At 44.8% G+C, this 23,153-nt stretch carries 17 protein-coding genes and 1 pseudogene; 11 read left to right on the plus strand and 7 right to left on the minus strand.

Translation table 11 applies throughout. From position 1 onward, the window contains the following. Positions 1 to 72 precede the first annotated feature (72 nt). Complete coding sequence (locus tag I2I04_RS19000) at positions 73 to 1,257, plus strand: aminopeptidase C (RefSeq protein ID WP_195655682.1); 1,185 nt, start codon at positions 73 to 75, stop codon at positions 1,255 to 1,257. A gap of 26 nt (positions 1,258 to 1,283) precedes the next feature. Here I2I04_RS19000 and I2I04_RS19005 read toward each other — a convergent pair whose 3' ends face one another. Then, complete coding sequence (locus tag I2I04_RS19005) at positions 1,284 to 1,511, minus strand: LytTR family DNA-binding domain-containing protein (protein ID WP_317190150.1); 228 nt, start codon at positions 1,509 to 1,511, stop codon at positions 1,284 to 1,286. A gap of 261 nt (positions 1,512 to 1,772) precedes the next feature. Next, positions 1,773 to 1,865: pseudogene (locus I2I04_RS23320) on the minus strand (AraC family transcriptional regulator); the annotation flags it as partial. 115 nt (positions 1,866 to 1,980) lie between these two features. Here I2I04_RS23320 and I2I04_RS19010 point away from each other — a divergent pair. From I2I04_RS19010 to I2I04_RS19055, 10 genes are all read left to right on the plus strand, one after another. Beyond that, positions 1,981 to 2,661 carry a hypothetical protein gene (locus I2I04_RS19010; RefSeq protein ID WP_195655683.1) on the plus strand — a complete coding sequence of 227 codons (681 nt, stop codon included), beginning with the start codon at positions 1,981 to 1,983 and terminating at the stop codon, positions 2,659 to 2,661. A gap of 40 nt (positions 2,662 to 2,701) precedes the next feature. Beyond that, the gene (locus I2I04_RS19015) at positions 2,702 to 4,576 is read left to right on the plus strand and encodes an alpha-L-fucosidase (protein WP_195655684.1); all 1,875 of its coding nucleotides are present in this window, start codon (positions 2,702 to 2,704) and stop codon (positions 4,574 to 4,576) included. A 124-nt stretch (positions 4,577 to 4,700) separates the two neighbouring features. Continuing rightward, the gene (locus tag I2I04_RS19020) at positions 4,701 to 5,231 is read left to right on the plus strand and encodes a GNAT family N-acetyltransferase (protein WP_195655685.1); all 531 of its coding nucleotides are present in this window, start codon (positions 4,701 to 4,703) and stop codon (positions 5,229 to 5,231) included. A 765-nt stretch (positions 5,232 to 5,996) separates the two neighbouring features. Further along, the gene (locus I2I04_RS19025; protein ID WP_143259347.1) at positions 5,997 to 6,869 is read left to right on the plus strand and encodes an electron transfer flavoprotein subunit beta/FixA family protein; all 873 of its coding nucleotides are present in this window, start codon (positions 5,997 to 5,999) and stop codon (positions 6,867 to 6,869) included. Positions 6,870 to 6,871: 2 nt separating this feature from the next. Further along, positions 6,872 to 7,891: an electron transfer flavoprotein subunit alpha/FixB family protein gene (locus tag I2I04_RS19030; RefSeq protein WP_143259346.1), complete on the plus strand. Its 1,020-nt coding sequence runs from the start codon at positions 6,872 to 6,874 to the stop codon at positions 7,889 to 7,891. A 6-nt stretch (positions 7,892 to 7,897) separates the two neighbouring features. Beyond that, positions 7,898 to 9,604 (plus strand): acyl-CoA dehydrogenase family protein, encoded by a 1,707-nt coding sequence (locus tag I2I04_RS19035; RefSeq protein ID WP_143259345.1) that lies wholly within the window; start codon positions 7,898 to 7,900, stop codon positions 9,602 to 9,604. A gap of 152 nt (positions 9,605 to 9,756) precedes the next feature. Beyond that, positions 9,757 to 11,511, plus strand: a complete 1,755-nt coding sequence (locus I2I04_RS19040) for a rhomboid family intramembrane serine protease (RefSeq protein ID WP_195655686.1) — start codon at positions 9,757 to 9,759, stop codon at positions 11,509 to 11,511. A gap of 7 nt (positions 11,512 to 11,518) precedes the next feature. Next, the gene (locus I2I04_RS19045) at positions 11,519 to 11,938 is read left to right on the plus strand and encodes a hypothetical protein (RefSeq protein ID WP_143259343.1); all 420 of its coding nucleotides are present in this window, start codon (positions 11,519 to 11,521) and stop codon (positions 11,936 to 11,938) included. Positions 11,939 to 11,975: 37 nt separating this feature from the next. Next, positions 11,976 to 17,036: a DUF4132 domain-containing protein gene (locus I2I04_RS19050; RefSeq protein WP_195655687.1), complete on the plus strand. Its 5,061-nt coding sequence runs from the start codon at positions 11,976 to 11,978 to the stop codon at positions 17,034 to 17,036. A 7-nt stretch (positions 17,037 to 17,043) separates the two neighbouring features. Beyond that, complete coding sequence (locus tag I2I04_RS19055; protein ID WP_195655688.1) at positions 17,044 to 17,514, plus strand: GAF domain-containing protein; 471 nt, start codon at positions 17,044 to 17,046, stop codon at positions 17,512 to 17,514. A 112-nt stretch (positions 17,515 to 17,626) separates the two neighbouring features. Here the strand turns inward: I2I04_RS19055 and I2I04_RS19060 are convergent, their stop codons facing one another. The 5 genes from I2I04_RS19060 to I2I04_RS19080 form a co-directional block, all read right to left on the minus strand. Beyond that, complete coding sequence (locus tag I2I04_RS19060) at positions 17,627 to 17,941, minus strand: chaperone modulator CbpM (RefSeq protein ID WP_185911649.1); 315 nt, start codon at positions 17,939 to 17,941, stop codon at positions 17,627 to 17,629. 14 nt (positions 17,942 to 17,955) lie between these two features. Continuing rightward, positions 17,956 to 18,921: a DnaJ C-terminal domain-containing protein gene (locus tag I2I04_RS19065; RefSeq protein WP_143259339.1), complete on the minus strand. Its 966-nt coding sequence runs from the start codon at positions 18,919 to 18,921 to the stop codon at positions 17,956 to 17,958. A 94-nt stretch (positions 18,922 to 19,015) separates the two neighbouring features. Then, entirely contained in the window at positions 19,016 to 20,719 is a 1,704-nt protein-coding gene (locus tag I2I04_RS19070; RefSeq protein ID WP_143259338.1) for a phosphoethanolamine transferase, read from the minus strand. Next, a complete protein-coding gene (locus I2I04_RS19075) occupies positions 20,706 to 21,905 on the minus strand; it encodes a BamA/TamA family outer membrane protein (protein WP_195655689.1) in 1,200 nt (399 codons plus the stop codon). The genes I2I04_RS19070 and I2I04_RS19075 overlap by 14 nt, the downstream gene beginning before the upstream one ends. A gap of 89 nt (positions 21,906 to 21,994) precedes the next feature. Beyond that, positions 21,995 to 23,008: a threonine aldolase family protein gene (locus tag I2I04_RS19080; protein ID WP_195655690.1), complete on the minus strand. Its 1,014-nt coding sequence runs from the start codon at positions 23,006 to 23,008 to the stop codon at positions 21,995 to 21,997. Between the last annotated feature and the right edge of the window lie 145 nt (positions 23,009 to 23,153).

Consider the following 23,153-nt stretch of genomic DNA (forward strand, 5'->3'; position numbering starts at 1 on the left):
TAAACCTATGTAATCTATGGCGAAACTTTCCTATATTTGTAGCCAAAACAATTTAATATTAATTTCATAGGAATGAAAAAGACAATCCTTACTGCTGCTTTAGGCTTATTCAGCCTAAGCATCATGGCACAAGATGCAAAACCTGAAGAAGGTTTTGTTTTCACGACGGTGAAAGAAAACCCGATTACTTCTATCAAGAACCAAAATCGTTCGAGTACTTGCTGGAGTTTCTCAACTCTCGGATTCGTTGAATCAGAATTACTTCGTTTAGGTAAAGGCGAGTATGACTTGTCTGAAATGTTTGTCGTACACAAAACGATGCAAGATCGCGGAGTAAACTACGTACGTTATCATGGTGACAGTTCTTTCTCTCCGGGTGGAAGTTTTTATGATGTAATGTACTGTATCAAGAATTATGGTATTGTTCCGCAAGAAGTGATGCCGGGTATCATGTACGGTGACACGTTGCCGGTGCATAACGAACTGGATGCTGTTGCTTCCGGTTACATCAATGCTATTGCGAAAGGTAAGTTGAGCAAACTGACTCCGGTATGGAAAAACGGACTAAGCGCTATTTATGATACTTATCTGGGAGCATGTCCGGAGAAGTTCACATACAAAGGCAAAGAATATACTCCGAAGACTTTTTCTGAATCACTGGGATTGAATTATAACGACTATGTATCACTGACTTCTTACACGCACCATCCATTCTATTCTCAATTCGCAATCGAGATTCAGGATAACTGGCGCAATGGATTGTCCTACAACCTGCCTATCGAGGAACTGATGGCTGTGATGGACAATGCTGTAAAGAAAGGTTATACTTTTGCATGGGGTAGCGACGTCAGCGAACAGGGATTCACACGTGACGGTATCGCCGTTATGCCGGATGTAAACAAAGAATCTGAACTTTCCGGTTCGGATATGGCTCGCTGGACCGGCCTGTCTGCTGCTAACAAACGTCAAATGATGACAACCAAACCATGCCCGGAAATTGACGTCACTCAAGAAATGCGCCAAGTTGCTTTTGACAATTGGGAAACTACAGACGATCACGGAATGGTAATCTACGGTATCGCTAAAGACCAAAACGGAAAAGAATACTTCATGGTAAAGAATTCTTGGGGTAAATCAGGCAAATACAATGGTATCTGGTATGCTTCCAAAGCCTTCGTTGCTTACAAGACTATGAATATTCTTGTACACAAAGATGCCCTTCCCAAAGAAATCGCAAAAAAGCTGGGGATTAAATAATTAATGAGCCATCGCCCATTCATCATTTATGAAAAGCTTAGTTTACTGATATATTCCGTAAACCGTTCTTTATAATTATCACCGACAGGAATATATGTATTCTTATCAAAGATAATACGGAGACGGAAGATTTCAGTAATCTTACGAAGATTGACAATATAAGAACGGTGGACCCGCATGAAATGCGTGGGAAGCCGTTCTTCCATTTTTTGGAGGCTGGCACCGGTTTCCTTCTTCCTGCTGCACAACGACACGTATGATGCGAAAGTCCTCTCCTGAATTCTTTTTGGAAACGCTCTTTCGCAGGAAATGGGAAGACTAAAAAGATAATACCTATTGCAAAAACCAAAGAGAATGTATATCGCCAATATCTTTTCTTAAAAAGGAAATAAGGAACCAATAGATAGTTATTCAGTAATTTCAACGGTAAACTGTTGCCTTTTCACATCTCCCTGATACATATTTAAGCGATTTTTTATCAACCGTCCTCATAACGGTTCTAATTTACGGCAGGGAATCTCTGTAATGATTGCCAACGGCCTGTATCCGGTTGCCCTGCGGATGGCACTTGAGAAATGTGCTGCAGTAACTCCACACTTTTCCGCATAAATCAATGATGCCATCCAAGATTTGCAACCGCTTTCTTTTTTTCCTCATATGTCATCATTTATCTATATATTACGTATCTTTGCGCAACAAAAATGAGAAGAAACAATCGATAAAATGAAAAAACAGATAATACTTATTGCCATCTTATTATGTACAGCCTTTGCACAGGCACAAGAAGTTTTTGTAACCGCAGATTTTGTGAGCAGCTATATCTGGCGTGGTATGGACAGCGGCAATGCAAGTGTGCAACCCTCGCTCGGCCTCAACTGGAAAGGACTGACCGTCTATGCATGGGGCTCTACCGAATTTCGTGAGAAGAACAATGAAATAGACTTATCACTGGAGTACGAATACAAAAACCTGACTCTTTACGCCAACAACTATTTTACCCAAACAGAAGAAGAACCTTTCAAATACTTCAATTACAATTCACATTCCACCGGACATACTTTTGAAGTAGGAGCCGGATATATGCTTAGCGAGAAATTTCCATTATCAGTCAGCTGGTACACCACCTTTGCCGGAAACGACTATCGTGAAAACGGAAAACGTGCCTGGTCCAGCTATTGCGAATTGAGTTATCCGTTCAGCGTGAAAGATGTAAACATGAGTATCGAAGCAGGTTTTACCCCTTGGGAAAGTATGTACTCCGACAAATTCAACGTAGTCAATATCGGATTATCCGCAACGAAAGAAATCAAAATAACGTCCAACTTCTCTCTGCCCATATTCGGAAAGCTAATAGCCAACCCCTATGAAGAGCAACTTTATTTTGTATTCGGAATTACGTTGTAGATGATTCTTACATTCATTTATTAACTAATAAATTACCCCCATGAAAAAACACTTTCTCATTTTCGGAGCAGGCCTCCTTCTATTAAGTGCCTGTAATTCGGTCAAAGCACCGGAAGCTATCTTGCCCATTCCCGAAGCCAAGCAGGTAGAATGGCAAAAAATGGAAACGTATGCTTTCGTACACTTCGGACTTAACACATTCAACGACCGCGAATGGGGATACGGTGATTCCGATCCTAAAACATTCAATCCTACCCGACTGGATTGCGAGCAATGGGTACAAACCTTTGTGAAATCCGGAATGAAAGGAGTGATCCTGACAGCCAAACATCACGACGGGTTCTGCCTTTGGCCTACTCAACTGACAGAATATTGCATCCGTAACACCCCGTATAAAGACGGAAAAGGCGACATCGTTCGCGAACTATCGGATGCCTGCAAGAAGTACGGCATTAAATTCGCAGTTTATCTGTCTCCTTGGGACAGGCATCAAGCCAACTACGGTTCTCCCGAATACGTAGAATACTTCTATAAACAGCTCAACGAGTTATTAACCAACTATGGTGATGTTTTTGAAATCTGGTTTGACGGTGCCAATGGCGGAGACGGCTGGTATGGCGGAGCAAAAGACAGCCGTACTATCGACCGCAAAACTTATTACGATTATCCGCGAGCCTATAAATTGATCGACGAGTTGCAACCACAAGCTATTATCTTCTCGGATGGAGGTCCGGGCTGCCGTTGGGTAGGTAACGAAAACGGATTTGCAGGAGCTACCAACTGGTCTTTTCTCCGTGCCGGAGAAGTTTATCCGGGTTACCCTAAATATCGTGAACTGCAATATGGGCATGCCGACGGCAACCAATGGGTAGCCGCAGAATGTGATGTATCCATCCGTCCAGGATGGTTCTATCATCCGGAAGAAGACGACCGTGTGAAAACAGTAGATACATTGACCGATCTGTATTACCGTAGCGTAGGTCATAACGCAACATTGTTACTCAACTTCCCGGTTGATCGTGACGGGCTGATCCATCCGACAGACTCCGCCAACGCCGTAAACTTCTACCAGAACGTACAAAAGCAACTGGCATACAACCTATTGGCAGGACTTTCTCCCAAAGCCTCGGACGAACGGGGAAAAACATTCTCTGCAAAAGCGGTGACCGATGGTGATTATGATACTTATTGGGCCACCAATGACGGCGTCAACTCTGCCACAATCGAGTTTGACCTGCCTCAAACGGAAAAGATTAACCGCATAATGTTGCAGGAGTATATTCCTCTCGGACAACGTGTTAAATCATTCGTTGTAGAATATAACCAGGCAGGCGAATGGCTCCCAGTGAAGCTCAATGAGGAGACTACCACTATCGGATATAAACGTCTTCTTCGTTTCGAAACAGTCACAACAGATAAGATTCGTGTCCGTTTTACCGATTCGCGAGCTTGCCTCTGTATCAATAACATAGAAGCCTATTATGCAGGAGAGACTTCCGATACATATACTGCAAAAGCAGAAGAGTTGAAGAGTTATCCGTTCACGCTCGTCGGAGTAAATGCGGAGGAAGCACAGAAATGTATGGATAAAAACAATCAGACCACCTGCTTCGTCAACGGAAATACATTATTGATTGATTTAGGAGAGGAACGCACAATCACCTCATTCCATTATCTCCCCGACCAGAGTGAATATAATAAAGGAATAATCAGTTCTTATGAAATCTCTGTCGGCACGGAGAGTAATGCTGTCAATCAGGTAGTAGCCAAAGATGAATTTTCCAATATAAAGAATAATCCGATTCTGCAATCGGTTTACTTTACTCCGGTTAACGCCCGCTATGTTCAATTGAAAGCAACACGGATGATCCATGACGGAGAACCAATGGGATTGGCCGAAATCGGTATACAATAAAAGTATTGATAACAATAAAATAGATTCAGTCACATTCTACCTCTTTTTTGAGGTGTAAAGCACTTCTCTTAAAAGTAGAATATGGCTGAATATACATTAATAAAAGCCTTAAATATCAGACAATATGGTGCAAGAACCAAGAATCATTGTAGAAAAGGAAAACTATACTCTCCGCACCTGGCAAACAGAAGATGCTGCGTCATTAACCCAATACATCAATAATAAAAAGATTTGGGATAACTGTCGTGACGGCCTCCACTATCCATACGCTCAAGAAGATGCACAAACTTTTCTCGCTATAGTACAAGCCAAAGAAGGTATTCACGATTTTTGCATTGAAGTAAACGGAGAAGCAGTCGGAAGCATTGGTTTTATGCCTTGTACAGATGTAGAACGCTTTAATGCCGAAGTAGGCTACTGGATTGGAGAACCTTTTTGGAACCGGGGAATCGTAACTGACGCCCTGAAAGAAGCAATCAGTTATTATTTCGAGCATACAGATAAAGTACGCATATTCGCACTTGTTTTCGAACATAACACAGCTTCCATGCGCGTATTGGAGAAAGCTGGATTTGTAAAATCCGGAGTGATGCGAAAGGCTATTTTCAAGAATGAGAACTTCATAGACGCACATTATTACGAACTAATCAAATAATTCTAAATCCTTCAACCTGTGGATTTTGCACTCGGTTTTCTTATCAGAGCCAAACGTTTGAGTCATGTTATCATCACTCTTACATTCATCTTCCAGGAAGCAAGCATCTCATCTGACAAACACTCGCATTTCATATGCTTTTCCCTTATTGTTTATGTGTCTTTGCTTAATAGTTGTCAAGAGCTCACCATTGTGAACAAACAGGCTATCAGTTGTAAACAAAAACGTTCACAGACGTAAACAGCTTTGTTCACATGGGTGAGCCCTTGCAAAGCATTAGAGCTTAACAAAAGAACTACTAAGCATTAACGCATAAATACCTAAGAGAATACATAACAAGAACAGTTACTTTAAAACAAACATAAAGTGATGCCAATATTGTTTTGGGTGAGGGTAAAAAGTTACCCTCACCTACCCTCACCTTTACCCTCACGCCTACAACCCCGATGAATAAATGGATTGAGCCAGAGGGTGAGGGTGTGAGGGTAAAAGTATCACCAACTTAATAGGAAGAAGAATGAAAGGTTTATGGATGCACATTCATTATAAGTTATTAAAGAGGAATCCTGAATTAAATCTATAAAAACCCTCCTATTTTGCTCAAAATTCTTAAACCTGTGCATTTTTTACTCGGATTTCTTGTCAGAACCAAGCGTTTGAGTAAATTTGCAAGCTGATAGTTAACCGGATAGTTTGGATAGCAAGAGATTACTACTTGACTACTGGCTGCTAACTTGTAGAAATACTAATACTAAAATTTATAGCATGAGTTTGAAAATTGTTGTATTGGCAAAACAAGTTCCCGACACACGTAACGTTGGGAAAGATGCCATGAAAGCCGACGGAACGATTAACCGTGCGGCACTCCCCGCCATCTTCAACCCCGAAGACCTGAATGCTCTCGAGCAAGCTCTCCGATTGAAAGATGCTCATCCAGGCTCTACCGTAACCGTTCTGACAATGGGACCGGGACGGGCAGCCGACATTATTCGTGAAGGACTTTTCCGTGGTGCAGATAACGGTTACTTATTAACCGACCGTGCTTTTGCTGGTGCAGACACACTGGCTACGTCTTACGCACTTGCCACTGCCATCCGCAAAATCGGTGACTGTGACATTATTATCGGTGGTCGCCAGGCAATCGATGGTGACACGGCACAGGTAGGTCCGCAGGTAGCAGAAAAGCTGGGATTGACGCAAATCACATACGCAGAAGAAATTCTGGAAGTGGGCGATGGTAAGATTAAGGTGAAACGCCACATCGACGGTGGGGTTGAAACTGTAGAAGGCCCGTTGCCTATCGTGATTACTGTCAACGGTTCTGCAGCTCCTTGCCGTCCGCGTAACGCTAAATTGGTTCAGAAATACAAACATGCCAAAACTGTTACTGAAAAACAACAAGGCAATCTTGATTATACAGACTTGTATGACAAACGCGATTATCTGAATCTGGCAGAATGGAGCGTAGCCGACGTAAACGGTGATCTCGCACAATGCGGTCTGTCCGGTTCGCCGACAAAAGTGAAAGCCATCCAGAACATCGTGTTCCAGGCTAAAGAGAGCAAAACCATCAGCGGCAGTGACCGTGACGTGGAAGACCTGATTGTTGAACTATTAGCTAACCACACCATCGGATAATCATGAATAACTTATTTGTATATTGCGAAATAGAAGAAGGTAACGTTTTAGACGTCAGCCTCGAACTTCTGACCAAAGGTCGTTCGTTAGCCAACCAGTTGAACTGTCAGCTCGAAGCGGTGGTTGCCGGAACCGGCCTCAAAGATATTGAAAAACAAATCCTTCCTTACGGAGTAGACAAACTTCACGTTTTCGACGGCGAAGGACTTTACCCTTACACTTCACTTCCTCACACAGCTATCCTGGTGAACCTTTTCAAAGAAGAACAGCCACAAATCTGTCTGATGGGTGCCACTGTGATCGGTCGTGACCTCGGTCCGCGCGTTTCTTCTGCTTTGACCAGCGGATTGACTGCCGACTGTACTTCACTTGAAATCGGTGACCACGAAGACAAAAAAGAAGGTAAGACCTACAAGAACCTGTTGTATCAGATCCGTCCGGCATTCGGCGGTAACATCGTTGCTACGATTGTGAACCCGGAACACCGCCCGCAGATGGCAACCGTTCGCGAAGGTGTGATGAAGAAAGAAATCCTCTCTCCGACTTATCAGGGAGAAGTGATCCGTCACGATGTGAAAAAGTATGTGGCTGATACGGACTATGTAGTGAAAGTAATCGAACGCCACGTAGAAAAGGCAAAGAACAACTTGAAAGGTTCTCCGATTATCGTAGCCGGTGGATACGGTGTAGGTTCGAAAGAAAACTTCGACCTGTTGTTCGACCTCGCTAAAGAACTTCACGCAGAAGTAGGCGCCAGCCGTGCTGCTGTTGACGCAGGTTTCGCAGATCACGATCGCCAGATCGGTCAGACAGGTGTTACGGTTCGTCCGAAACTCTACATCGCTTGCGGTATCTCCGGACAAATCCAACATATTGCCGGTATGCAGGAAAGCGGTATCATCATCTCTATCAACAACGACCCTGAAGCTCCTATCAATACGATTGCAGATTATGTAATCAACGGAACAATCGAAGAAGTTGTACCGAAGATGATTAAGTATTATAAACAAAATAGCAAGTAAGGAAAGATGGCCAATTATTATACAGACATACCGGAACTCAAGTATCACTTGAACAATCCGATGATGAAACGTATTTGCGAACTCAAAGAACGCAACTACAGAGATAAAGATGAATTCGATTATGCTCCGATGGACTTCGAAGATGCTGTAGACTCTTATGATAAAGTGTTGGAGATTACCGGAGAAATCACAGGAGAAATCATTGCCCCTAACGCAGAAGGTGTAGACGAAGAAGGTCCTCACTGTGCCAATGGTCGCGTAGAATATGCTTCAGGAACCAAACAAAACCTGGACGCAATGGTGAAAGCCGGCTTGAACGGTATGACCATGCCACGCAAATTCGGCGGTCTGAACTTCCCGATCACCCCATACACCATGTGCGCAGAAATCGTGGCTGCTGCCGACGCAGGTTTCGGAAACATCTGGTCATTGCAAGACTGTATCGAAACCCTTTATGAGTTTGGTAACTCCGACCAACACAGCCGCTTTATCCCGCGCATCTGCCAAGGCGAAACGATGTCTATGGACTTGACAGAACCGGACGCAGGTTCCGACCTACAATCTGTTATGCTGAAAGCTACTTACAGCGAAAAAGACGGATGCTGGTTGCTGAATGGTGTGAAACGTTTCATCACAAATGGTGACGCAGATATTCACCTCGTACTGGCACGTTCGGAAGAAGGAACAAGAGACGGTCGTGGTTTGTCCATGTTCATCTATGACAAGCGTCAGGGTGGCGTGAACGTACGTCGTATCGAAAACAAACTCGGTATCCACGGTTCTCCTACTTGCGAACTGGTATATAAGAATGCAAAAGCCGAACTTTGCGGTGACCGCAAACTCGGTTTGATTAAATACGTAATGGCTCTGATGAACGGTGCCCGTCTAGGTATTGCCGCACAATCTGTAGGATTGAGCCAGGCAGCTTACAATGAAGGTTTGGCTTATGCCAAAGACCGTAAGCAGTTCGGAAAAGCAATTATCGAATTCCCGGCTGTGTATGACATGCTGGCTATCATGAAAGGTAAACTGGATGCCGGACGTGCTTTACTGTATCAAACATCTCGCTATGTTGACATCTACAAAGCATTGGATGACATCGCCCGCGAACGTAAACTGACTCCGGAAGAACGCCAGGAACAGAAGAAATATGCTAAATTAGCAGACAGCTTTACTCCGCTGGCTAAAGGTATGAACTCTGAATATGCAAACCAAAACGCTTACGACTGTATTCAGATTCACGGTGGTTCAGGTTTCATGATGGAATATGCTTGCCAACGCATCTATCGCGACGCACGTATCACCAGCATCTACGAAGGAACTACCCAGTTGCAGACTGTAGCCGCTATCCGTTACGTGACCAATGGTTCTTACATCGCTACTATCCGCGAGTTCGAAGCCATTCCTTGCTCACCGGAAATGGAACCGCTGATGTCTCGCCTGAAAAAGATGGCTGACAAATTCGAAGCAAGCACCAATGCAGTGAAAGAAGTACAAGACCAGGAATTGCTTGACTTCACCGCTCGCAAACTGGTGGAAATGGCTGCCGACATTATCATGTGCCACCTGCTGATCCAAGATGCCAGCAAGTCTTCCGAACTGTTCTCCAAGTCTGCACACGTATATTTGAACTATGCAGAAGCGGAAGTAGAAAAGCACTCAAACTTCATCGAAAACTTTGATAAAGAAGACTTGGCTTTCTACAAAAAATAATAAATCATCTATCAAATCTCATAAAAGCATCCCTTCTTACGAAGTGGATGCTTTTTTATTTGTCACATTCTATTATTTTTCATTATTATTCTATACATTTGTCAGTGAGATCAGTAATTTTTTAATCGACGACTCTATATAAGAATAGAAATATGGCACTCAAACCTTCATATAACGACAAACTGCATTTACCGGGTTTATCAAAAACAGAAATCCTTATACTGGCTCTCGAAGCTTCGCAAAAGCTGGAGTGGAATATCGAGGAAGTGACTCTGGAAGGAGCACGATTCGAGGTTCCGTTCAATATGTATTCCCGTGGAGAGGAAATAACCTTTACCATAGAACAGGGAAGCGACGGAGAAGTAGCTGTCCGCAGCCAATCTTCTTCCATACAACTTGTAGACTATGGAAAGAACAGAAAAAACATACAAAAACTACGGGAGACGATGGAGGATATAAAAGTATCCCTTACCCCGGAAGAGCTGACCCAAAAGGCTAAAGATTTCGAGGAAGAGTATAACCGTCCGCTCACAGAAGAAGAGAAAGCCTATTTGGAGGAAGAAAAGAAGAGGAACTCTTTCTGGTCGTTCTTCATTCCCCGCAAAGGTTTTATGGCAACGCCCATCCTGATAGACCTCAACATCCTTGTATTTATTGTGATGGTTGCATCCGGAGTGGGAATCATGTCTCCTTCCACCTTATCACTGCTGAAATGGGGAGCCGACTTCGGACCGTTGACACTAACAGGCGACTGGTGGCGTGCAGTGACCTGTAACTTCATACACATCGGAGCTTTTCATCTCCTGATGAATATGTATGCTTTCATGTATGTAGGACTTCTACTGGAAGGACTGATAGGAAGCCGTCGTATGTTCATGTCTTATTTACTGACCGGACTATGTTCGGCGGCATTCAGTCTTTATATGCACGGCGAGACAATCAGTGCCGGAGCCTCCGGAGCCATCTTCGGACTTTACGGTATATTCCTCGCCTTCCTGTTCTTCCATCGCATCGCAAAGGAACAACGGAAAGCATTATTGACCAGTATCCTTATTTTTGTCGGTTACAATCTGGTTTACGGCATGAAAGCGGGGATTGATAACGCCGCACATATTGGCGGGTTATTAAGCGGTTTCCTACTGGGAATCATCTATGTGTGCAGCTATAAATTTGAAAAAGCTGATGCGCAACGCACCGTTTCAATCCTTGGAGAGCTTGGTGTCTTTTGCATTTTCCTGTTCAGCTTCTTGATACTTTGCAAGAACGTTCCCCCTCTTTATCAAGACATACGCGGCGAATGGGAAAGCGGTATTGTAGAAGCCTATCTGAATGGTGAACTGGAAGAAGAAAACGAAGATAGCAACCAATCGGACATGGAGACTGTCGACAGTTCCTCTACCAGTCAATATCCTCCATACGTTCCGGCAGGCAATAACGATACGTGGCTTTCTTATTACGACGCAGAAACAAATTTCAGCTGCCAGTATCCTACTAACTGGAGGAAAATAACAGGAGCGAAAGGATTAACTCCCAACGCACAACCTCCGTTACTCAAGCTCGTTAATGGTGCCAACCAACTGACGGTTACAGCCCTTACCTACGATACACAAAAAGAGTTTGAACATATAAAGAAGTTATCGCTCACTCTCCCGCGAAATGCACAAGGGCAACCATCAGAAGACTATAAAAAGACCGATGTCAACATGAACGGACTCCCCATGACAAAGATCACGAATCCGCTGCACATCGGAGCTCCTGATGAGCCGGGAGAAGATATACAACAAATTGTATTACACTATTTCCAAGAGAGTAAGAAACGAACTTTTACCATTGTCATGCTTGTCTATGATGAAGAAGCCGAAACCGATCTGAATGCTATAGCATCAAGTGTTCAGATCACTCAATAAAGAGAATATGAGAGTATATATCCAAGTCAAACAGTTAGGAAAGCGAAAGTGCAGCATCGAAAAGATTCCTGTCGATTTTCCTGTTCCGCCTGTCGATGTACAGGGGTTGATTGAAGCCATCGTCAGTTGGCAAGTCAGTGAATATAATGAACGCTTGCAACAAAGCGAAGTACTGAAATACCTCACGCAGGAAGAAGTGGAAAATAAAGCAACTTCCGGTAAAGTTGGGTTTGCAGTAAACTATAACGGCAAACCTGCCGCAGAAGTAGAAGCAATCACCAATGCCCTGCAATCTTACGAGGACGGAATTTTCCGTATCTTCATTGACGATACGGAAACTGGAGACTTATCCTCTCCCACCGGACTCAAAGAAGAATCTACCATCACTTTCATCCGGCTGGCCATGCTGTCGGGAAGACTTTGGTAATCATTTTCTTATAAACACACTTAAAACGAAAATAATCATGAGACTTATTTATAATGAAGCATTAAACAAACGGATTGCTCCGTACCTGGAAAGGTTAACGAAAAAGAGAACCAGTTTAGACAAAGAGACAATGACACTGTTGGATGTATTTATGCAATACTTCAACATGGACACCCGGTATGGCGCATACAGCGATAAACTAGAGCCTTGCATCATACATATTATTCAGAAAGAAAAAATTAAGAGTGTTGCCAATCTTTTCGACGGAAAGTTGAACAAAGTGCTCCGTTATCTATTGGGAGACGAATACGCTAACCTGTTCCACACCTATCTGAAACTCAAAGCACGGTGTCCGTACACTCATGGATATTCGCGCCGGTCACAGCGGTCGACGAACCCTCTTCTGCATTTCAGTCACATCATAGATGCGCTGACGGAATTTCTAAAACTACGTGCCACCGGATTCAGCGAACAAGCCATACTGAACGGAGGAAACAATCCGGAAGAAATAGAGACATACAAGGATGCGATGAACTGCCCAAACTGGATGGCCGCCCAAATAGCAGAAGGCAACCAGACTGTCATTGAACACCTCAACAACGTATTGACCAGCGAAAATAATGCCAACCGCCTCAATCAAGGACATCTCCAGGCTATCGCAGTGAGCGGTTACCGCCCGCTGCTGGAACTGGAAGGGAAGTTACTGCTGGCAGCCAAACTGCAGGAAGGTCTCCGTCAGGCTATCGTGGAAACGATGGACGAAGGATGTCCCGAAAGTTATCTCCATCTGTTCTCGGTTATCTGCGACAACGGCCTGCAACGATTTGCCTCCGTGAAACGCGGCATTGCAGTCAGCACGGGTATCGGAGAACAAGACAGCAGCGAGCGTATCACCAACAAATATGTGGAACTGATCCGCCGTTTTCTGAACGACCGGGAAGAAGCACGCAAAGCCCTCCAAAGCAAAGATACAGTCGAACTCTATCTGGCTCTATGGAGTATCGGATTCTATAATACGGAAGAAATCCAGGCACTCGTTCCGGGAATGATTAAAGACGGTGCCAAATATCAGGTACAGACATTACTTTACTTTTTACGCTGTACGCAATACTCCGGCATGAACCACCGCATCAGTAAAGATGCTTTTGAAAAATGGTACAACGAACCGTCGGTAGTGGCGGCTATCCTGCCGCTGTATCTGTCCGGACTCTATCTTAGCCGATACGGAGGACATAAGGACGCCCCGTCACTCTATGATTATTTTGATAGCAAAGAAGAGGCGATCCGCCATTATGGATATCTGAAAAACGTCTATCAGTCCATCTCTGCCAAAGAGATTTATTCTCCTTATGTATTCCCATGGGACAGTGCAGAGCTCACCCGTTCGGAAATCGTTCTCAAGATGGCGTATATTACCTGGATGACCAACGACTCTGCATTGAAAGACGATCTTTGCACCTGTCTGCCCTCTTTGGATACCTATATGCGGGCAGGCTATATCGGTGTCGTATTAAATCCACCGACTAGCCATTTACAGGAAGAATATGTGTTGCAATCACTGGGCGACCGTTCACTGGACGTCCGTGACGAAGCCTACAAAGTCTTGTCCGAGATGACCCTGTCGCCCGAACAGAATCAGAAAGTAGAAGAGTTGCTGCGCTTCAAATATAGTGAGATGCGTATCAACGCCATCAATCTATTGATGAAACAGCCGAAAGAACAATTGTCCGGCAGCATCCGCCGCTTACTAACGGACAAAGTGGCCGAACGCCGCCTGGCCGGATTGGATATGATGAAGACTATCCACAATATAGAATTCCTGCAAGATACCTATCTGGAACTGATCCCCACCGTCAAAGAAATTCAGAAACCGAACGCGAAAGAAAGAGTGTTGATAGAATCTTTGATTGGCGACGGAACGGAAAAGAGCACCGTACAGCACTATACGAAAGATAACGGATTCGGTCTGTACGACCCGGCTCTTGAAGTCAGTCTGCCGGAGATTACCCAGGATAAAGGATTCAACGTGAAAAAAGCATTCGAATTCATTTGTTTCGGAAGGGCTAAACTTGTATTTAAAAAACTAAGCAAATACATCGAAACCTATAAGAACGAAGAGTTCAAGAATGGATACGGAGAAGCACGCCTGGTAGGAAACAGTGTCCTGATAAACTGGAGTAACTACGGAGGATTGAGCGGACTCGGTTTCCCGGAACTATGGAAGACCTTCTACGAAGAAGAAATAGGAAGCTATGACAAATTACTGATGATGAGTTTCATGCTTGCATCGACAGGCACTCCTAAAGACGATGACGACTACGATGAAGAGGATGAGGAAGACATCAAGGCAGACCAGAAATCAAGCAATACTTTCGAGCCGCTTGTCAACCGGATGTATGCCGGCATCACTTACCGCGGATTGCAGAAGGAGCTCCGCAAGATGCCTTACTACGAACAGATGAGTGATATTATCGAAGCATTGTCATACGAGTATAAAGACGAAGCAGTCTACCAACGATTGGCTGTCAATATGCTGCTCCAACTGTTGCCTTTGCTGAACACCAAAAACATTTTCCGTCAGTACACCAACAAGCATGCATGGCTTCGGGACAAACTGGAATATGGAGAAAAAGAGATCGTTTACCCGATACATAACAACAAGTTCGTGAATTTCTGGCTTGAAATGCCTCAAAAGCCCATGAGTGATGATCTGTTTATCCGCTACTTCACGGTGCGCTATCAACTTTACAAGCTCACCAACTACATGGAGCACACACCCGAACTGGAGGAAACAGACTCTTACCTTCATGCCACGGACTTCGCCCGTGCATGGATGCTCGGAATCATCCCGACAGAAGAAGTATACCGCGAAATGATGGGACGTATCAGCTCGCCCGCCCAGATCAAGGCAATCACCACGGTATTGAACGACAATGTTCGTTTCAATAAGGAAAAAGAAAGATACGCCGACATCAAAAATGTCGATTTCTCTCTCTTCCGTTCTCTTGCACAGAAGATAGTAGACCGGATTCTTGAAATCGAACTAAAACGAGGAGACTCCGAGACACAAGTTACCAGCCTTGCAGAGGAATTAAGTTATATTTATGGAGCGGACAAATTTATCCACATTCTGCAAGCATTCGGCAAAGATACTTTCATACGCGACAGCTACAACTGGGGCAGTACCAAGCGAGGCGTATTGAGCAGCTTGCTCCATGCTTGCCATCCCCTGCCGACAGATACCAGCGAAAATCTGAAGAAACTGGCGAAGCAAGCCGAAATCAGTGACGAGCGACTGGTAGAAGCCGCCATGTTTGCTCCGCAATGGATTGAACTGACCGAAAAGGCAATAGGCTGGAAAGGACTGACAAGTGCTGCCTATTATTTCCATGCCCATACCAATGAAACATGTGACGACAAGAAGAAAGCGATCATCGCCCGCTACACTCCTATCGACGTGGAAGACTTGAGGGAAGGCGCTTTTGATATCGACTGGTTCAAGGATGCGTTTAAGACAATTGGCAAACAACGCTTCGAAGTGGTCTACAATGCCGCCAAATATATCTCATGCAGCAATAGCCATACCCGTGCCCGCAAGTTTGCCGATGCCACCAACGGCGCAGTAAAGGCGGCAGATGTAAAGAAAGAAATAATAGCCAAACGCAACAAAGACTTATTGATGAGCTACGGCCTCATCCCATTGGGACGGAAACCGGACAAAGAACTGCTGGATCGTTATCAATACCTGCAAAAGTTCCTGAAAGAGAGTAAGGAATTCGGTGCTCAAAGACAGGAAAGCGAAAAGAAAGCGGTAAACATCGCCCTGCAAAACCTGGCGCGTAACTCCGGCTATGGAGACGTTACCCGTCTGACTTGGAGCATGGAAACGGAACTAATCAAAGAACTTCTCCCCTACCTGTCTCCCAAAGAGATAGACGGCGTAGAAGTGTATGTACAAATCAACGAGGAAGGCAAATCGGAGATGAGGCAAATCAAAGACGGCAAAGAGCTCAACAGTATGCCTGCCAAACTGAAAAAACATCCGTATATAGAAGAACTGAAAGCGGTACACAAAAAGCTGAAAGACCAGTACACCCGTTCCCGCGTGATGCTGGAACAGGCGATGGAAGACTGTACCCGTTTTGAAGAAAACGAATTGCGCAAGTTGATGCAAAACCCTGTCATCTGGCCATTGTTGAAACATCTTGTCTTTATCTGTAACGGACAGACGGGCTTCTACACCGATGGATTGCTGGTGACTGTAAATGCCATTTGCCTCCCGTTAAAACCGAAAGACGAGTTACGCATCGCCCATCCCACAGACTTGTACGCAAGCGGTGACTGGCATGCTTATCAGAAATTTCTGTTCGATAAAGCAATCCGCCAACCTTTCAAACAGGTATTCCGTGAGCTCTATGTTCCGACTCCGGAAGAAGTGGAAGCCACTCAATCCCGCCGTTACGCCGGCAATCAGATTCAACCGCAGAAAACGGTTGCCGTACTGAAAGGCCGTCGCTGGGTAGCCGACTATGAAGACGGTCTTCAAAAGATCTATTACAAAGAGAACATCATCGCCACCATCTATGCTATGGCAGACTGGTTCTCTCCGGCCGACATCGAAGCTCCGACATTAGAATATGTCTGCTTCCACAACCGCAAGGATTACAAGCTGATGAAAATCTCGGAGATTCCTCCTGTCATCTTCTCGGAAGTGATGAGGGACGTAGACTTGGCAGTAAGTGTAGCCCATGCCGGAAGCGTCGATCCGGAAACCAGCCACTCTACCATCGAGATGCGCAGCGTGCTGGTGGAACTGACAATGCCGTTGTTCCATTTCAAGAACGTGAAGATAAAAGGAAGTTTTGCCCACATTGAAGGCAAACTGGGTAAATACAATATCCATCTGGGCAGCGGCGTGATTCATCAGGAAGGCGGCGCGCAGATTGCCGTCCTTCCGGTACATTCGCAAAATCGCGGACGTCTGTTCCTGCCTTTTGTAGATGAAGATCCGAAGACAGCCGAGATATTGACTAAGATTATCTTCTTTGCAGAAGACGATAAGATAAAAGACCCGAGCATCCTGAATCAAATCAAATAGAAAAGAGATGGCAGAAAATTTATTAATCAATACAGGAAATAAGGAAGAGAAATACCGGGAGTTACTTCCGCAACTGCACGCTCTAGTAAGTACGGAAACAGATCTCATAGCCAATCTTGCCAACATTGCGGCAGCGCTAAAACAGACTTTCGGTTTCTTCTGGGTAGGTTTTTACCTTGTGAAAGAGGATGAACTCGTACTTGGTCCGTTTCAGGGACCCATTGCCTGTACCCGCATCCGCTTCGGCAGAGGAGTTTGCGGCACAGCCTGGAAAGAGGTCCGGACACTGATTGTTCCTGATGTAGAACAATTTCCCGGACACATCGCTTGTAGTTCGGACTCTAAATCGGAAATAGTAGTACCGATCATCCAACAGGGTGAAGTCGTTGGAGTTCTGGATATTGACAGTGATGCACTGGATAGTTTCGACACCATCGACGCACGCTATCTGGAAGAGATTTGTACGTATATCGGATAAGTTGACGACCGTGCAAACGTCCTGAAAAAACGGAGGCTCTGATTGAATGAATCAGAACCTCCGTTTACTATAAATAGAGCCTCTGTTCGGATCAAACAGAGGCTCTATTTTTTTACCAGTCCATATCTTCTATTTCCCGTTCCCGGTACAGTAGAAGTTGTTTGCGAAGCGAACTCATCTCGCGTCTCATATCTTCCATCCTTTCCAGCAAATGATGAATAGCATCGATACCTTCCATATTGATGGATAAGTCGTAGTACATTCTGCTGTAACGCTCCACGTTCGGGAGTTCCGACAAAAGCAGATAATGTTCACCACCTTCGGTATGTACGTTAATCAAACCGCCCTCTTCCAACAAGTCGATGAATGAAGGCTCAATATGACATTTGTGACAGTATTCACTGACAATAATTAATTCGGTCTGCATAGTACTCATTCATTTTAGTTCATACTCTGTAATTGACGGAACAACTCTTTCTGTTTGTCGGTCAAGTTCGTAGGAATCTTGACGGAATAGGTCACAATCAAGTCACCGAATTGTCCTTCCTTCTTATAAACCGGGAATCCCTTACCTTTCAGACGGACTTTCGTACCGTTCTGTGTTTCCGGTTTTATCTTCAGTTTCACTTTACCATCCAGCGTGTCGATCACTTTTTCACCACCCAATACAGCAGAGTAAAGGTCTACTTCCACATCTACGTACAGATCGTCGCCCAAGCGTTTGAACACCGGGTCTTCGGCTATCACGAACGTAATGTACAAGTCGCCCGCAGGTCCTCCGTTGATACCTTCGGCACCGTAGCCCTTCAGTTTGATTACCTGTCCGTCGGCTACACCGGCAGGGATGGTGATACGCACTTGTTTGCCATTTACGGTCAATATCTGCTTATGCGTTTGAGCTGCATCACGAAGGGAAAGATGAAGTTCGGCATTAAAGTCCTGTCCGCGGAATCCCGCAGAGCCTTGTCCTCTTCCTCCCCGATGTCCGAACATTGATTCGAAGAAATCGGAAAATCCACTGGCATTGCCACCGGAGAATCCCTCTCCATCGGAGCTATACCAATAACTTCCGCTACCATCGGAGAAACCCTGACCCGCACCGCCGAATCCGCCGAAACCTCCCGCACCGCCATAGCCTCCGGCTTGTTGCTGTGCACGTTTCTGCGCTTCGAATTCATCGGCATGTTTCCAATGTTCTCCGTACTCGTCGTACTTTTTACGTTTCTCGGGATCACTTAGTACTTCATTGGCTTCATTGATTTCCTGAAACTTATCCTTTGCACTCGGGTCATTAGGATTCAAGTCAGGATGATACTTTCGGGCCAACTTACGAAAAGCCTTTTTGATATCATTCTGCGAAGCACTTTTGTCTACTCCAAGAATCTTGTAATAATCTATATAGGCCATGTTTTATGAATTTAATCGTTCATACATCATACGGCAAATAACACACCAATCACGCTTTTGGATGCAAAATTTAACAAGGATTAAGAGCTTAATATTAATACTTTATATTCCTCTTTTCCAGCATCCGGAAGTCTTGCTTCTTCATGCCCAAATCATCCAGCGGACGGGGTTCGTTGTGATCGTTCAGATAAACTCTCGGTTTCATGGTGTAGTGCGGAGCCGTTACAGACTGCGAATCATTCCGGTAAGAAGTTTCTATTCCGCCTAAAGACAACATGGTCGGGAAGAAAGAGCTGCTGGAAGAAACATTCTTATCCTTATTATCAATGGCGGTATCCCAGTATTCGGGATAAGTTTCGCGGTAGTTGTCGGACATCCAGATGAGGAACGGTACGTGAAGTTGATAATAAGAAGGTACGGGAGAAGCATGGAGAAACAGATGGCGGGAATCGTCGAAAATATCCTCACCATGATCGGAAGTGTAGAGCATGGCGGCATCTATCTGCTGTTTTTCCAACATGTGGATTAGGCGTGACAAGAAACCGTCCGTATAACGGATGGAGTTGTCATAGGCATTGACCAGATTATCCCGGTATTTTCTTTCTGCTTCCATCGGATAATCGGGCGTAAAGAAAGCACTCTCCGACGGGTAACGTTCGCGGTAGTTAAAGTGAGAGCCGTAGGTGTGGAGCACGATAAATTGTTTCGTCGCACCTTTAGCCAGTTCCTGCTCCACCAGTTTCAGAAGTTCGTCGTCAGAAGGATTGTAGGAGGATCTGACAGAATCTTCTTTTATAAAATCGTACGTATCGGCTTCCATCCCGAAGAAATCGATAAACGAATGGTTGTAACGTTGGTTGGAGAAAAAGGCTGTCCGGAAACCTGCCTCTTTAAAAGCGGTAATGATTCCTTTCTGATGATAAATAGAATCGTAGTTGCAGGCGGTAACGTCCGACATCAACATGGGGACACTTTTATGTGTCGTATTCGACTCTGTCAGTACTTTCGGGAAAGCAATCAGACCCGTTTGCCGGGATAAGAGTGGGGTTGTTTCACGTTCGTAACCATATAATTGCCAGTTCAGGGCACGGGAGGTTTCTCCCACGACCATCACGTATACTTCCCGTTTTTCTTTCGGATGCGTAGGCTGGGCATGGAAAGTAAAATCCTTTGAAGTACGGTGATAATTCTGCGTCAAGGCGTTTCGTTGGAAGGCAAGACCCACGTTATAACACACGTTTAGTGGATATAAATCGGACTTCAACTCATATCCGGGGTCCTGCACATAGGCTCCGGCAAGGCTAAGGAGGGAAATCCCAAAGACTATGGAGGCTCTCTTCCGTTCTCTGCGGATAAATTCTGCCGTAAGTTTCCGCTTACGTACAATTGAAATGGTCCCTAATATCAGAGCAGGTACGTAGAGTATGATTACAGCAATAATGGCAGGTGTGAGATTATCAAGCAGTTCCAGGGCTTCACTTGAATTGGTAGTCACCAGGTTCAGAAACATATCGACAGCGATAATGGACTGGCCGAACAAATAAAGCAATACAATCTGAAAGGCTCCGAAAAACAGGAACAGGAATAAAATCCAAAGCATCTTGCCACAGTTTCTCGACAAAGTCATCAACAGATAATAGCAGCCGAAAGGCAAAAGCACATTACACACCTTTGCCATCAACGGTAAAGGCTCCGTCAAACAGAGCACAAGGTTAGGTACTATCAAGATGAAGAGGAACAGATAAAACAAATGCTCCTGATTCTCCAACCAATTCTTTATATTCTTAAAAAGCTTCATTGATATTAAAAATAAATCCGGTCTGGTGTTTGCCAAACCCTAAATCCAAACGTACATTTACTCTCTTCTTAAATTCCCAACGATAACCGAAACCATAATTAGGCAGAATATGCTTCGAAGTAAACTCGGAAAGTCGTGGAAAAATCGTTCCCGCTCCTGCCCATACAGCTACTCCATTCCGTTTCCAGACGTGCTGCCGGAGTTCTATTTGCGCATCCATTGCTCCCTTGTCCCGATAGCGTCCTTCGTAATATCCGCGCATGGAGTAAGAGCTTCCCAGCGTTGCCATCAATCCCCACGGGGTATCGCCATAGGTAAGCAATGTATGGAATTGTCCTGCCAACACTCCGCCTTTCCATACCGGCTGATAATAGCTGGTAGTCAGTTCTGTGCTGCTAAAAGCATATTTATTGCCGAGAAAAGCCGGGCTGAATCGCTGGTCTATCCGCAAGTAATAGCCGTGAGATGCATTTGTCAGGAAATCACGTGAATCGTAAAGGAGGGAAAGTCCCAGACTGGTATTGGTAGTCCGTGCCGCCATTCCTTCCCATAGTTCCGGTTTATCAAAGTCCCGCCCATCAATATAATCGAATATGGCCATCGGGCCGATGTAGAAGTTCTTTGCCAGTCGAAACATAAAATCGACTTTCACCTGTGCCTGAAAGCGTTTATAATCGCTTTCATTATCAGAGTTGGCTCCACTGTCATATCCCCGTCCCCAATACAGGCTGGGGAAAGAATAGAAATAGAGATTGTAATTCAAGCGGTATTTGTCTTGCGGAAACAGATGGTTCCCACGGACTCCCAACAGGTAGAAGCCGACAGTCGACACATCTCCGTAAAGAGAAACATTGGAGGGAGGAAGAAGCGAATCAATCCGATCGGTGCGATATAGTCCGGCCGCAACCAGTCCGAGCCCGAACTTGGTGTCACTGGAATAGTGAGGACCGCCTATCACACTGAAATCAAACTTTTTATTCTTCTTTTCCTTATTGGCGTCATTGAAGTAATCAAGAAACTTTTTGAAGAAGTTGCGCTTTGCCGGAACAGAATCTTCCATGGTTACAAGTACAGAATCCTCCGGCAGTTCAATTTTAGTAGAATGCAGCTGCGCGCCCAATGGGGTTTGTGTCAATAACAAAATCGCGAATATGATTAGCCTGTTCTGTCTAGTATTCATAATCATAAGAAGTAGAAAACTTTGCGGACAAAGTTAATTTCAAACTTCTTATTACAACAGAGTTTCAGGCGCTTTTGTTGTCCTGAATTTCCTTTTTAACGTTTCAAAAGTCTTATAAACTCGTCTACATCTTCTTCTGTCGTATCAAAAGAAGTTACCAAGCGGATTTCATCCTTCTCTTCGTTCCAGAAATAAAAGAAATAAGACTTCAGCATCCGGTCGATAACCGGGCGGGGCATGGTGAGGAATAGTTGGTTACTCTCGGCCTTTTGAGTAAAAGTGACTTCGGGCAATTTCTCTAATTCCGCACGAAGTTTGGCAGCCATCGCATTGGCGTGACTGGCATTCTTCAGCCAAAGGTCGTCTGTGAGATATGCCGTAAACTGGCAAGAGAGGTAACGCATCTTCGAAGCGAGCTGGGCGGATTGCTTCCGGATGAAACGGGCTTCCGATTGCAGGTCTTCATTAAATACAATCACGCACTCTCCCATCATCAGTCCGTTCTTTGTTCCGCCGAAACTAAGAATATCGACTCCGCAATCCACCGTCAGTTCTTTAAGGGAAAGATTCAGGGCGGCACAGGCATTGGCTATTCTGGCTCCGTCCATGTGTACATACATACCATTCAGATGGGCAAAGTCAGTCAGGCGTTTCAACTCTTCGGGAGTGTAGATGGTACCAAGTTCGGTGCATTGGGAGATGTAGAGAGCTCTGGGTTGCGAATGGTGTTGATCGCCGAAACCGTGCAGGTAAGGTTGCATCAATTCCGGGGTAAGTTTACCGTCGGGAGTAGCAATCGGACGAATCTGACAACCTGTCATTTTCACGGGAGAGCCACACTCATCTACATAGATATGAGCAGTTTCCGCGCAAAAGATGGAATGATACGGGCGGGTCATCAGCTGCAATGCTACCACATTGCTGCCTGTTCCGTTGAATACAAACAAGGGAACACAGTTCGGGGTGAAGGTTTCTTCAATCTTCGCTACGGCTTCTTCCGTCCATTTGTCATCGCCATATCCTAAAGAATGGTCTATATTGGCCCGGTTCAAAGCTTCCATTACCAACGGATGCACACCGGAATTATTGTCAGAGGCAAAACTTCTCATTGTTTCTTGCATTTTAATTCGTGGTGCAAAGTAACAGAATTATTTCCGGAAATCAATTGAAACGAAGATACATTAAAAGGAAAAAAGATAAAAAACAAGAATCACCGAAAGGCTGACTGGGCTGTCATCCCTCCGATGATTCTGC

The sequence above is a fragment of the Bacteroides sp. 1001136B_160425_E2 genome, from assembly GCF_015559655.1.
In the GTDB taxonomy this organism is placed as follows: domain Bacteria; phylum Bacteroidota; class Bacteroidia; order Bacteroidales; family Bacteroidaceae; genus Bacteroides; species Bacteroides luhongzhouii.

Bases quoted from the DNA above. Each gene is read 5' to 3' on its own strand.
- I2I04_RS19000 (WP_195655682.1), top strand. From the start codon at position 73: ATGAAAAAGACAATCCTTACTGCTGCTTTAGGCTTATTCAGCCTAAGC.
- I2I04_RS19010 (WP_195655683.1), top strand. From the start codon at position 1,981: ATGAAAAAACAGATAATACTTATTGCCATCTTATTATGTACAGCCTTT.
- I2I04_RS19015 (WP_195655684.1), top strand. From the start codon at position 2,702: ATGAAAAAACACTTTCTCATTTTCGGAGCAGGCCTCCTTCTATTAAGT.
- I2I04_RS19020 (WP_195655685.1), top strand. From the start codon at position 4,701: ATGGTGCAAGAACCAAGAATCATTGTAGAAAAGGAAAACTATACTCTC.
- I2I04_RS19025 (WP_143259347.1), top strand. From the start codon at position 5,997: ATGAGTTTGAAAATTGTTGTATTGGCAAAACAAGTTCCCGACACACGT.
- I2I04_RS19030 (WP_143259346.1), top strand. From the start codon at position 6,872: ATGAATAACTTATTTGTATATTGCGAAATAGAAGAAGGTAACGTTTTA.
- I2I04_RS19035 (WP_143259345.1), top strand. From the start codon at position 7,898: ATGGCCAATTATTATACAGACATACCGGAACTCAAGTATCACTTGAAC.
- I2I04_RS19040 (WP_195655686.1), top strand. From the start codon at position 9,757: ATGGCACTCAAACCTTCATATAACGACAAACTGCATTTACCGGGTTTA.
- I2I04_RS19045 (WP_143259343.1), top strand. From the start codon at position 11,519: ATGAGAGTATATATCCAAGTCAAACAGTTAGGAAAGCGAAAGTGCAGC.
- I2I04_RS19050 (WP_195655687.1), top strand. From the start codon at position 11,976: ATGAGACTTATTTATAATGAAGCATTAAACAAACGGATTGCTCCGTAC.
- I2I04_RS19055 (WP_195655688.1), top strand. From the start codon at position 17,044: ATGGCAGAAAATTTATTAATCAATACAGGAAATAAGGAAGAGAAATAC.
- I2I04_RS19060 (WP_185911649.1), bottom strand. From the start codon at position 17,941: ATGCAGACCGAATTAATTATTGTCAGTGAATACTGTCACAAATGTCAT.
- I2I04_RS19065 (WP_143259339.1), bottom strand. From the start codon at position 18,921: ATGGCCTATATAGATTATTACAAGATTCTTGGAGTAGACAAAAGTGCT.
- I2I04_RS19070 (WP_143259338.1), bottom strand. From the start codon at position 20,719: ATGAAGCTTTTTAAGAATATAAAGAATTGGTTGGAGAATCAGGAGCAT.
- I2I04_RS19075 (WP_195655689.1), bottom strand. From the start codon at position 21,905: ATGATTATGAATACTAGACAGAACAGGCTAATCATATTCGCGATTTTG.
- I2I04_RS19080 (WP_195655690.1), bottom strand. From the start codon at position 23,008: ATGAGAAGTTTTGCCTCTGACAATAATTCCGGTGTGCATCCGTTGGTA.